At 68.2% G+C, this 10,654-nt stretch carries 13 protein-coding genes and 1 tRNA gene; 12 read left to right on the forward strand and 2 right to left on the reverse strand.

Features of this window, described 5'->3' with window-relative positions; genetic code table 11:
* Nucleotides 1-37: 37 nt before the first annotated feature.
* Nucleotides 38-1,069, reverse strand: a complete 1,032-nt coding sequence (locus tag E1267_RS25460) for a M48 family metallopeptidase (RefSeq protein ID WP_171055534.1) — start codon at nucleotides 1,067-1,069, stop codon at nucleotides 38-40.
* A gap of 87 nt (nucleotides 1,070-1,156) precedes the next feature.
* On the opposite strand from E1267_RS25460, the gene nadD reads away from it, so the two are divergent.
* The 7 genes from nadD (at nucleotide 1,157) to E1267_RS25495 (ending at nucleotide 4,867) form a co-directional block, all read left to right on the forward strand.
* Nucleotides 1,157-1,774, forward strand: a complete 618-nt coding sequence (gene nadD / locus E1267_RS25465; protein ID WP_132335697.1) for a nicotinate-nucleotide adenylyltransferase — start codon at nucleotides 1,157-1,159, stop codon at nucleotides 1,772-1,774.
* A 90-nt stretch (nucleotides 1,775-1,864) separates the two neighbouring features.
* The gene (gene rsfS / locus E1267_RS25470) at nucleotides 1,865-2,260 is read left to right on the forward strand and encodes a ribosome silencing factor (protein ID WP_132335699.1); all 396 of its coding nucleotides are present in this window, start codon (nucleotides 1,865-1,867) and stop codon (nucleotides 2,258-2,260) included.
* Nucleotides 2,257-2,886, forward strand: a complete 630-nt coding sequence (locus tag E1267_RS25475) for a histidine phosphatase family protein (RefSeq protein ID WP_132335701.1) — start codon at nucleotides 2,257-2,259, stop codon at nucleotides 2,884-2,886. Before rsfS ends, E1267_RS25475 begins: the two co-directional genes overlap by 4 nt.
* A 121-nt stretch (nucleotides 2,887-3,007) precedes the next feature.
* Nucleotides 3,008-3,080 (forward strand) — tRNA-Ala (locus tag E1267_RS25480).
* A 422-nt stretch (nucleotides 3,081-3,502) separates the two neighbouring features.
* Nucleotides 3,503-4,132 carry a PadR family transcriptional regulator gene (locus tag E1267_RS25485; RefSeq protein WP_132335703.1) on the forward strand — a complete coding sequence of 210 codons (630 nt, stop codon included), beginning with the start codon at nucleotides 3,503-3,505 and terminating at the stop codon, nucleotides 4,130-4,132.
* Nucleotides 4,129-4,521, forward strand: coding sequence for an SgcJ/EcaC family oxidoreductase (locus E1267_RS25490; RefSeq protein WP_132335705.1), 393 nt, complete (start codon nucleotides 4,129-4,131; stop codon nucleotides 4,519-4,521). The genes E1267_RS25485 and E1267_RS25490 overlap by 4 nt, the downstream gene beginning before the upstream one ends.
* Nucleotides 4,514-4,867 (forward strand): hypothetical protein, encoded by a 354-nt coding sequence (locus tag E1267_RS25495; RefSeq protein WP_132335707.1) that lies wholly within the window; start codon nucleotides 4,514-4,516, stop codon nucleotides 4,865-4,867. The genes E1267_RS25490 and E1267_RS25495 overlap by 8 nt, the downstream gene beginning before the upstream one ends.
* A 152-nt stretch (nucleotides 4,868-5,019) precedes the next feature.
* Here the strand turns inward: E1267_RS25495 and E1267_RS25500 are convergent, their stop codons facing one another.
* The gene (locus E1267_RS25500) at nucleotides 5,020-5,988 is read right to left on the reverse strand and encodes a GlxA family transcriptional regulator (protein ID WP_246064252.1); all 969 of its coding nucleotides are present in this window, start codon (nucleotides 5,986-5,988) and stop codon (nucleotides 5,020-5,022) included.
* Nucleotides 5,989-6,103: 115 nt separating this feature from the next.
* Here E1267_RS25500 and E1267_RS25505 point away from each other — a divergent pair, with 115 nt between their 5' ends.
* The 5 genes from E1267_RS25505 to E1267_RS25525 all read left to right on the forward strand — a co-directional run.
* Nucleotides 6,104-6,793: a DJ-1/PfpI family protein gene (locus E1267_RS25505; RefSeq protein ID WP_246064253.1), complete on the forward strand. Its 690-nt coding sequence runs from the start codon at nucleotides 6,104-6,106 to the stop codon at nucleotides 6,791-6,793.
* A gap of 53 nt (nucleotides 6,794-6,846) precedes the next feature.
* On the forward strand, nucleotides 6,847-7,164 hold the full coding sequence (locus E1267_RS25510) for a hypothetical protein (protein WP_132335709.1): 318 nt from the start codon (nucleotides 6,847-6,849) through the stop codon (nucleotides 7,162-7,164).
* On the forward strand, nucleotides 7,161-7,634 hold the full coding sequence (locus tag E1267_RS25515) for a DUF2269 family protein (RefSeq protein ID WP_132335711.1): 474 nt from the start codon (nucleotides 7,161-7,163) through the stop codon (nucleotides 7,632-7,634). Before E1267_RS25510 ends, E1267_RS25515 begins: the two co-directional genes overlap by 4 nt.
* 849 nt (nucleotides 7,635-8,483) lie before the next feature.
* Nucleotides 8,484-9,806, forward strand: coding sequence for a hypothetical protein (locus E1267_RS25520; RefSeq protein ID WP_165959780.1), 1,323 nt, complete (start codon nucleotides 8,484-8,486; stop codon nucleotides 9,804-9,806).
* A 554-nt stretch (nucleotides 9,807-10,360) separates the two neighbouring features.
* Nucleotides 10,361-10,654, forward strand: a 294-nt coding sequence (locus E1267_RS25525; protein ID WP_132335715.1) for a GNAT family N-acetyltransferase, incomplete at its 3' end; no start/stop codon positions are given.

Below are 10,654 nucleotides of genomic sequence, written 5' to 3' on the forward strand. Positions count from 1 at the left end.
GGTCGATCACGCTGATCGGCCGCGTGCGGCGCTCCCGTCAGCCCTGGCCGCCGTCGCGGCGGGAGAAGCGGTTGAAGATGCGCTCGCCCGCGTTGACGGCGCCCTCGGCCACGTCGCGCAGGACGCCGATGAACGGGTCCTGCGACTGCTGCCATGAGGCGCGGTAGGACTCGGCCGCGGCCTTCATCTCGTCGGTCACCCGGGCGTTGGCGTCGTCTTCCCTGCGCGGGTAGTCGCCGCCGATGATCCGGTCGTATTCGCCGCTGCGCTGCCACTTGTCGAGCTCCGCCACGCGCACCACCGCGAACGGGTGGGTGGTGCCGAGCAGGTTGAGCACCTTGAGGAAGCCGTCGCGAAGGTCGCCCGCGGTGTCGTATTCCTGGTACTGCTCCAGGAACGCCTCGATGTTCATCTCGTGGGTGTAGTCGCCGCCGGCGAGCTTCATCAGCGCGCGCTTGGCCGCCTCGGGGTCCTGCCCCGTGAGCAGGCCGCCGCGGTCGGAGGACAGCTCGGACTTGCGGTACCACTCCTCCAGGCCCGCGACGATCGCGCGCAGGCCGATGTAGCCGAGCGGGATCCAGGCGACGCGGGTGGCGAGGCGGGTGAGGATGTCGAGCATCGTCCGGTAGACCGCGTGCCCCGACAGGATGTGCGAGGTCTCGTGGCCGATGACGAAGCGCTGCTCCTCCTCGTTCATGAGGTTGAGCAGACCGGTGGTCACGACGATGAACGGATCGTCGAAGCCGATGGCCTTGGCCTGGACCTGTGGGTCCTGCTGGACGTAGATCTCGGGGATCCGGTGCAGGTCGAGGGTGTAGGCGGCGTCACGGCCCATGTCGTAGAGCGGGCGGAACTGCGTCTCGCTCACGCGTACGGCGGACGCAAGGTACATCAGGCGCAACCGGCGCTCGCTGACGAGGCCGGACATCTGCTTGAGAACTGTGTCGAACCCACTCAACTTACGCAGAGCGACCAGGGCGGACCGGTCTGCGGGGTGTTCGTAGGCTCGGGACGATATGCCGGGCAGTTGGACGCGGTTGCGGTCCGGGGTGGTCGTCATGCCCGGCATGCTACGTCCGCAACGGAAGTGATGCGCGGACATCACTCAGGGGGGTGCCATCATGTTGTCGTAAGCCGTCCGCGTAAGGTCCGTTTCATGATGAACGCGCCCGGTGTCCAGGGGAAGCGGCGAGTGGGTGTGATGGGTGGGACGTTCGATCCCATCCACCACGGACACCTAGTCGCGGCCAGCGAAGCGGCCCACCACTTCCATCTCGACGAGGTCGTCTTCGTGCCCACCGGACGGCCGTACCAGAAGTCCGAGCGCGAGGTCTCGGCGCCGGAGGACCGCTATCTGATGACGGTCATCGCGACGGCCTCCAACCCCCGCTTCTCTGTGAGCAGGGTGGACGTGGAACGCCCCGGACCGACCTTCACTATCGACACATTGCGCGATATTTCGGATATTTACGGCCAGCAGACCGATCTTTTCTTCATCACCGGAGCCGACGCCCTCGGCGCCATCCTGGGCTGGCAGGACGCCGACGAATTGTTCGAGCTGGCGCATTTCGTCGGCTGCACGCGCCCCGGCCATACGCTGCACGACCCCGGACTGCCCGACGGCAAGGTGACGCTGCTGGAGATCCCCGCGCTGGCCATCTCGTCGTCGGAGTGCCGGCACCGGGTCGCCAAGGGGGAACCCATCTGGTATCTCGTGCCCGACGGAATCGTGCAGTACATCAACAAACGCGGGCTTTATCACGCAACCGGCTGAAGGTCGTCACGCTGTGGGTGAGGGGTTTCGGCCCGGAAGGGTACGCTCAACGTAAGGCTTGCTGCCGACACAGGAGGACAGACCCGCATCGTGACCGCATCTGACAGATCCGTCCAGCTCGTGCGCATCGCCGCGGAGGCCGCGGCCGACAAGCTGGCCGATGACATCCTCGCATACGACGTGAGCGAACAGCTCGTCATCACCGACGCCTTCCTGCTCTGCTCCGCCACCAACGACCGCCAGGTACGCGCCATCGTCGACGAGATCGAGGACCGGCTGCGCACCGAGGCCGACGTCAAGCCCGTACGCCGCGAGGGCGAGCGTGAGGGGCGCTGGGTGCTGCTCGACTACGTCGACATCGTCGTGCACGTCCAGCACGAAGACGACCGCACGTTCTACGCGCTCGAGCGCCTCTGGAAGGACTGCCCGGCCATCGCGCTGCCGGAGAGCGTCATGCAGGCCAATCTGCAGCGGGCCCGCAGTTGAGCAGAAGGATCGTGTGTCTGCGTCACGGGCAGACGTTGTGGAACGTCGAGCGGCGCTTCCAGGGCCACTCCGACATCCCCCTCGACGAGACCGGCATAGCTCAGGCGGCCAGGGCAGCCTCGCTGCTCGCTTCGCTGCGTCCGACCCTGATCGTCTCCTCCGACCTCCAGCGGGCCAACGACACCGCGCTGGCGCTCGGGCGGATCGTCGGGCTCGACGTGGCGGTCGACAAGGACTTCCGCGAGCGCGGCGGCGGTCAATGGGAAGGGCTGACGCGTGAGGAGATCGCGGCGCGCTGGCCCGACGAATACGCGGCCTGGGAGGCGCCGGACGGTGAACCCGTCGGCGACGTGGCGGCCCGGGTGGCCACCGCCATGCGCAAGTGGGCCGGCCGCCTCGACGACGACGGGCTGCTCGTCGTGGCCTCGCACGGGGCCGCACTGCGGCTCGGCATCTGCGAGCTGCTCGGGTTGCCGGAGGAGTTGTGGCCGACGCTCGGCGGGCTGGGCAACTGTTCCTGGTCGGTGCTGCAGGAAGGGCGTAAGGGCTGGCGGCTGCTGGAACACAACGCGGGCACGCTGCCGGAGCCGGTCAACAGTGACGACCGGCCGGAGGCCGTGGCCTGAGGTCCGTACGGCTCGGGGGCCGTACGGCCGTCCTGCGGTGTGCCCGCGCGATTAGGAGAACCGCGGCGGATGGCTATATGCTCTCCGAGCGCCGCAACGGGTGTGCTCGGAGCGGTGATCAGGGGCTATGGCGCAGTTGGTAGCGCGCCTCCATGGCATGGAGGAGGTCTGGGGTTCGAATCCCCATAGCTCCACGTAAGTTGAGAAAATCGAGACCTGCCCCGCCTGATGGCGGGGCAGGTTCGTTTCCGTGGTCATCTGGTCCGGGACTCCAGCGGTGACGTGGGCGAGGATGCCGGCGGCGGGCTCGGCCGGGACCGTGCTGACGTGCTCGTCCTCGTCGATGACGATGCGGCCGAACAGGGCTCGGTTGAGCATGCGGCGTTCAGCAGGTTCGCACCGGTTGTACAGGTCGGTGAAGAGGTCGACGATCTCGTCGAGGGCCGTTCGATCATGAGCTTGCCTCCGCAGGAGCAGTTCAGAGCCTTTGAGGTAGCGGTCGTCCTTCTGGGCCGTTCCCCGACGGCGTTCTTCGCGCGCCTGGCGGCAGCACAGCGTCTCATGACCTTAGTGGAGCGTCCTGCTATAGTGCATTGTGCACTAATGGAGGGCGGGTATGCGCGGAGCGGATCTGGTCGGGCTCACGGTGCTGGCGTTGCTGTCGGTGAAGGACAGCCACCCATATGAGCTGCAGCGACTGATCGTGGCGACCCACAAGGATTACGTGACTGGGTTGCCGCGCAGTCTCTACCACGCGGTCGAGCGACTCGACGGGAGCCAGCTGATCGAGCCGGCCGAGACGGTTCGGGACGGACGGCGCCCTGAACGGACCGTGTACCGGATCACCGACGAGGGGCGTGGTCACCTGGCTGGTCGACTGCGGAACCTGATCGAGGTACCGGATCCAGATCGTCGCGGGTTCGTCGCGGCCGTGTCGTTGCTCGGCTGCCTGCCCGCAGCGACGGCGCGGAAGTCGCTCCGGACCAGGGCAGCGGTGATTACCGGCACGGTTACCGGGCTGGCTGAGCAGGTCGCGGCGCTCCGGGGCGAGGAGATGCCAGACGTTGTGCTGCTTGAGCTGGAGTACGAACTCGCGGTGCAGCGAGCCGAGTTGGACTGGATCGGCACCGTGCTGGACCGGATCGAGCGCGGTGAGCTCGACTGGTCGGGAACCGCGCGGCTCGACCTCCTGGATGACGTGCTCCGCGAGCCCGCCGAAACCGAACTACGGAAGAAGACGCCATGACCGATGCCACCGGAGCCGTGCGGCAACTGCTGCAGCGGCTGAGCGACGCCTGGAACGCCGGCGATGCCGCGGGCTACGCCGACCTGTTCACCGAGGACGCCGACTACATCACCTTCTTCGGCCTGCGGATGCGCGGCCGGACCGCGATCGAGGAAGGTCACCGGGAGCTGTTTCGGATGCCGATCACACTCGAGCCACTCGCCGGCACGGCCGACGTCAAACCGCTCGCCGAGGGCGCCGTGTTGGTCATCGCCGGCGGCTCGTCGACCGTCGACGGCCAGGTCGATCCGAACCGGGACTCGGTGATCAGCCTGACCGCGGTCGACACACCGGAGGGCTGGCGGTTCGCGTCGTTCCAGAACACCAGGGCGTCGGGTCCTCGTGGCTGACAAGAGGCTCCTCGCCGAGATCGCCGGCCACATCGACGCGCCCGTCGACCAGGTCTGGCCGCTGCTTCGGAGCAATCTCGCACTCACCGAGACCGACGGCCGGACGGCGGTCTCCCAGGGTGGATGGTGGTATCGCGGCGAGTGGTCCGCCACACACGACGATGCCGGGACGATCATCGTCCACCGGGTCTACAACGTGGCCCGGCAGATGCGCTGGGGCGTGCCGCTGGCCAACCGATTCTTCATCGGTTTCCCGGACAAGACCCGGTCCGGATTCGAACAGATACTCACCCGGGTGGCTCACGCTCTCGACGCCGACTGGCACTTGCTCGACCAGATCCAGTAGGTCGCGCGTCGCACCGCGTAGAGGGTCGGCTACATGGGTCGAAAGGGCCACCGTCGCGGGCAACCTGCAACGGAACGGGACTCGCGGCGTGACTGCAACGTGTTCAGCCCCGAGTCTGGATGACTCGAACAATCCGACACGTCATATGCCGCTTAAGTCCTCCTCTCCGACATCCCGAAAGTGGCCCGGTAGTCCCTTGGACTCACACCGACCAGTCGACCGAAGTGTGTGCGGAAATTTCCGGTGCTGGCGAAACCGACTTGGTGCGCGATGCGTTCGACGCTGTGGTCGGTGGTCTCCAGCAGCTCCTGGGCATGTCGGATCCGGACGCCGGTCACCCACTCCATGGGACTCTGGCCCGTTTCGGTGTGGAAGCGCCGGGTGAGCGTACGGACGCTCGTATGCGCGGCCTGGGCGATGTCGGCCAAGGCGAGGTCGCGGTGGGTATTCTTCTCGATCCAGGCCAGTACGCCTTCGAGGGTCGCGGTGGCGTACCGAGGTGGGTTGCGCACGACGAACTGCGCCTGTCCACCGCTTCGGTGGAGGGGCGCCACCGCCAGGCGGGAGGCGTCGGCGGCGACCGCCATGCCGAAGTCGCGGCGGATCAGGTGGAGGCAGAGATCTAGGCCTGCCGCCGCTCCGGCGGAGGTCACGATGTTGCCGGCGTCGACGTAGAGCACGTCGCGGTCCACCTCGACAGCCGGATGGCGGCGGGCCAGGGTGTCGGCGGTCAGCCAGTGCGTGGTCGCCCGCCGACCATCGAGGAGCCCGGCCTCGGCCAGAGTCAGGGCGCCGACACAGATGGACGCGATCCGGGTCCCCATTGCGGCTGCGGTACGCAAGGCCTCGATGAACACCGGTGGCGTCGGCACCGTGATGTCGTTGCGGCCGGGCACTACGACCGTGTCCGCACGTTCGAGCTCCTCGAGTCCCGCTTCTACCTGGATGCGTATCGGCCCCGCATCGACCACGCTGTCGGCCCCGCACACGACGACGCGGTAGGCCGGTCTCCCATCAGGAAGGCGGGCGCGACCAAACACCTCCACCGGCGTGGCCAGATCGAACGCAATCACATCTGGCACTGCCAGCACTACGATGGTATGCACATCCCTGATCTTCACACGGTGGAAGGGGTTTCGCCCACTCGCACACGAGCGCTGGGGCATGGCCAGATAAGGGCGGTAGTTGGCCATATGGCCACTGGTCTACCTGTGGCTACTCGCTGAGGATGGACGTATGGATTCCATGCACCCGATGCCAGCGAGACCACTAACGGCTCAAATCCTCCTCTACGACCACTTCGACCCACTTGACGTCATCGGTCCGTACGAGGTCCTCGTCGCAGGTGCCGATGCCCTGGCCGGGGCGCTCAAGGTCGAGCTCGTGTCGGCCAGCGGTCCCGGTTCGGTCGTCTCCGGCACGCGAGGTCTCACACTCAACGCGACCTCGACGCTCGATCCGGAGCGTCCTGGCTACGTGGTCGTGCCCGGGGTGTCGGGTCCCGTCGATGGCGACCCCGACGCTGGCGCAGAGACGATCCCCGTCCTTCTGGCGCGGTTCGGCGAGAGCGACGCGGTGCCGCTGGTCCAGCGGGCTCTTGACCACCCGGAGGTCCAGGTCTGGACGGTATGCGGGGGGTCACTCGCACTCGCGATGGCAGGACTACTCGAAGGAAGGCACGCGGTCACCCACCACCTGGGCATGGATGTCCTCGACGCGACAGGAGCCAAGGCGGTTCACGCCCGTGTCGTTGACGACGGCGATCTCGTCTCCGGCGGAGGAGTCACCTCCGGTCTCGACGTAGCGCTCTATCTCCTCGACCGCGAGTACGGACCGGCCATCGCCCGCTCGGTTGAGGAACTTTTCGAGTATGAGCGCCGCGGCACCGTCTGGCAGGACCGAGGCCCGATCCCGGCGCCGCTCTGACGTGACGCGCCGACCTGCCCGTACCCTCCCACGATCCAGAACAAGAGACATCCATGAGCAACCTGCCTGGGACTTGGCAACTCGACTTGAAGACCCCCATCGGCACCCTGCACGTCGAGTACCGGTTCACCACGACGTCTGACGGCTTCGCGGGCGATGCCTCCAGCCGCAACGAGACCGTGCCTCTATCCGGCATCGCGGCCGCCGACACCGAGACCGGCGAACGCGTCACGTGGCAACAGAGCGTCACTAAGCCGATGCGGCTCAACCTTGACTTCGACGTTGTCATCGAGGGCGACACCATGACCGGGCACGCACGTGCCGGCAGGCTGCCCCGAACGCCGATCTCCGGACACAGGGTCGCTCCGTGACCGGCTTCCTGCTGACCGTCCACGTCATTGGCGCAATTCTCACTGTCGGACCGATGGCGGTCGCTACCAGCATGTTCCCTCGGGCATTCCGCTCGGCTCTGTCCGCCCCTCAAGACCTGCGTAAGGCAGGCATCGTCTCGGTGCTTGCGCGCATTACGCGGGTATACAGCCTCATAGCCGTCGTGGTTCCCATCTTCGGCGTCGCCACCGCCGCCAGCCTCGGCGTACTCACCGACACGTGGCTGATCATCTCGATGGCGCTGACCGTCATCGCCGCGGCCGTCCTCATCGGCCTGATCCTGCCCGGCCAACGCCGCCTTCTCGACCTTCTCATCAGCCCTGACGCGGCCGATGAACCCGGACGGTCCTCCTCGCAGCCGGCCGTGTATGTCGGCATCTTCAACCTGCTGTGGGTAGTCGTCGTCACCCTGATGATCTACCGCCCCGGTTCGACCACGGGAGTCTCGTGAGCACTGCCACCCGCACCCTTCGGATGATCGGCTTCCTGGAACTGGGTACGCTCCTCATACTTCTGGGAAACCTCGCAACCGCCCACCGCACTGGTTCCGGGCATCGGAGGGCTGCTCGCCTCCCGGGCCGTCACACGCGACAAGCCGGCGGAGCCCGCGGGTAACCGCGACCGGCCGAACGCTTCGATCAGCGTGCGGGATCTGGCGACCGATCAGTGTGACGACCGACGACAGCGTCACCGCTGCGGGACGGCACCGCCATCTGGGGCCATGTTCGGGCGGCAACCATAACGGGCCCCCGGCGCCAATGACTGTCAAGGCGCGCGGTCGGGTCGCCGATCCGGCGATGTGACGTGGGCGTGCCTCGACCGAACTGTGATCGGGTTGTCGGGTGTTCGCCTGACATGCCCCCGTGGGGGCCGTCCGTAGGCTCGGAATCGGCCACGGATCAAGCGCGGGGGCGGACGCATGCCTGGCCGCCCGTAGGACGGCAGGCGCCCCCTCGTGCTCCGTCGGACACGGCCTTTCGGCTGTCGTGGCCACCCGGTCAAGGTTCCGCCGCTGTGTTGTGAAGGGTCGCTGATGTCCACCCCATTCCCGCCGTCTTCCGGGCACGGCCCCTCCGGGCCGCCGTACGGGCCTGGCGCGCAGGGGATGCCAGGGCGACACGGCGGCGGCCTTCCGCCGGTGGGGCCTGGAGGGCCGGGGCCGTGGCAGGGCGGTCGCGGCGGGCCAGGGCCGAGTGGTCCTGGAGGGCCGTGGCCGGGCGGTCCCGGCGGGCCGGGTGGCCGGGGGCGGCCTCCTCGGCGCAACGGCGGCGGGAAGGGGCCGCTGATCGCCATCGTGGCCGTGCTCGCCGTCGTCCTGATCGGCGGGGCGGCCGGAGGGTGGCTGCTGCTCCAGCAGTTCGGCGACGGGCCAGGACCGCCGCCCGACCTGTCAGGCAAGCGGCCCGGACTGGTACGGACGCCCTCGGCGACCCCGGCCGCCGAGGCGGTGAAGCTGCGCCCGATCACCGGGTCCCAGCTCTGCGACGCCGTCCCGGACGCCCTGCGCAAGAGCCTGGTCACCGACGGCAAGTACGGCGGGAGGGACGCGTCCACCGGGGCCGCCGCGGAGGATGACAAGCAGGCGAGCTGCGGATGGCGGAACAGCAAGATGGACGTCGGCGGCGGCGTCGTCGGCCACCGCAGCCTGAACATCTCCGTCGAGGCCAAGAGCTCCGGCACACAGAACGCGATCGAGTACGCAAAGGACCGCTTCGAGCGGGACAAGAAGACGCACGACAGGCGGGTCAACGTACGGGACGGGCAGCGGGTCGACGGGAGGACCTCCGGCTCGTCGTTCGGCGAGACCATCAAGCTGGACCACGGCGACGCCTCGTACAGCCAGAGCTCGATCGGGCACAGCGGCTTGTCCGCCGAGGTGTACGTCCGGCAGGGACCGTGGTTGATCAAGGTCAGGTACGGCGGCAGCAACCGTTCCGGCCGGAAGTACCCCTCGGGCGACGAGGTGCGGGCCGCGGCCGGCAAGGTCGCCGAGCGCATCACCGCGGAGATGGCCAAGGACGCCTCGAAGGTCAAGGTCGGCGGGCCCTGCGGGATACTCAGCGTCGCGGACGTGCAGTCGGCGTTCTTCCCCGCGGTCACCGGGCCGTCCGTGGGCGACAACGACGGGCGCATCAAGCAGACCACCTGCACCTGGACCATCCAGGAGGCGGTCAAGCACGAGCCGGGCCAGGAGTACACCGCCAGGGGCGGAAGCCTGCGCGTCCACGTCGTCGACTGGGGGAAGGACGGCAGCAGCGGGTCGGACTTCCAGTTCGACCGTGATGCCAAGAAGTACGACCGCTACCGCGCCAAGGGCGGCATCGGCAACAGCGTGAGCCACACCACGTACGGGCCCAGGGAGGAGCTCTCCGGGCTCGGGGAGAAGGCGTTCGCCGTGGTGTCTACGACCACCAGGCCGGGCGAGCCGGACAAGGAACCCCGGCAGGAGTTGCTGATCAACGTTCTGTCCGGCGAGCGTACGGTCGAGTTCACCTTCGGGGGCACGACGGCCGGCGGCGGCATCGTCGAGGCCGACGACTACGAGAAGCCGGTCTTCGAGCCCGCGGTCGCCAAGTCCGCCGTGACGCGGCTGGCCAAGACGTTCCTCGCCGGACTGAAATGACCGGCGGCGCGGAGGGGCCCGGCGCCGCGGGCGGGCGGCGCCCCGGGCGCCCGTTCGCGGGCGCCCGGGGCTGACCGCCGCGGTCACGAGCCCGCCGGCGGACAGGGGGTTGCCCGCCCGGCGGGGAGTGCGTGCTGGAGGGGCGCCGCCCATCCAGCACGCACTCCTCACGCCCACGCGCCGCCGGACGTCTCCCCCGGGGGATCTTCGTGCGCGCTCGCGGCAGGCGCTACGCGCGGCCGGCAGGTCGAGCGGCCCAGGGTGAGGCATCCGGCGGGCGCCTGCAGGGGCGGTGTGGGCGTGGGCCGGGTGCTACGCGCATGACGCTCGCGCGGTTCGAGCGCGTGCTGGCGGAACCGGTGTGCGCCTGCGGACGCGACGGCTTGTGAGCGCTGGGGCAAGAGGGGCGAACGGGTAACCATCCATAGATACCGCACGCGAAACTAATTTTCCACATTTACTGCGAGATGGAAAATTTCTTCCTACATCGCTTGACCTGGGCGGTTAACACTGGGAAAGCTGTGGCGGGACAGCTGCAGCGTGAAAGGACCCTCATGGTGACTGTCCGCGCGTTCGTGCCGGGCGACGAACGCCCCCTGGTGGACGCCTGGAACCGAAGCATGCCAGGAGACCCCACCACCTCAGGATGGTTCCGTGACTGCGTGCTGCTCGACCCCAATTTCGACCCCGAGGGCCTGCGGGTGGCCGTGGTGGACGGGCGGGTGGCGGGCTCCGCGTACGCCGTCCGCAGGCTGACGCCCCTCGCCCCCGGCACCGATCTGGAGCCGGAGACCGGCTGGATCCCGTTCTTCTTCGTCACGCCCGAGCACCGGGGTGGCGGGCTGGGG

Source organism: Nonomuraea longispora, from assembly GCF_004348345.1.
Taxonomy (GTDB): Bacteria; Actinomycetota; Actinomycetes; order Streptosporangiales; family Streptosporangiaceae; genus Nonomuraea; species Nonomuraea longispora.

Coding starts and splice junctions, on each gene's coding strand:
- nadD (WP_132335697.1), top strand. CDS start 1,157: ATGATGAACGCGCCCGGTGTCCAGGGGAAGCGGCGAGTGGGTGTGATG.
- E1267_RS25460 (WP_171055534.1), bottom strand. CDS start 1,069: ATGCCGGGCATGACGACCACCCCGGACCGCAACCGCGTCCAACTGCCC.
- E1267_RS25510 (WP_132335709.1), top strand. CDS start 6,847: ATGAGCAACCTGCCTGGGACTTGGCAACTCGACTTGAAGACCCCCATC.
- E1267_RS25505 (WP_246064253.1), top strand. CDS start 6,104: ATGGATTCCATGCACCCGATGCCAGCGAGACCACTAACGGCTCAAATC.
- E1267_RS25490 (WP_132335705.1), top strand. CDS start 4,129: ATGACCGATGCCACCGGAGCCGTGCGGCAACTGCTGCAGCGGCTGAGC.
- E1267_RS25485 (WP_132335703.1), top strand. CDS start 3,503: ATGCGCGGAGCGGATCTGGTCGGGCTCACGGTGCTGGCGTTGCTGTCG.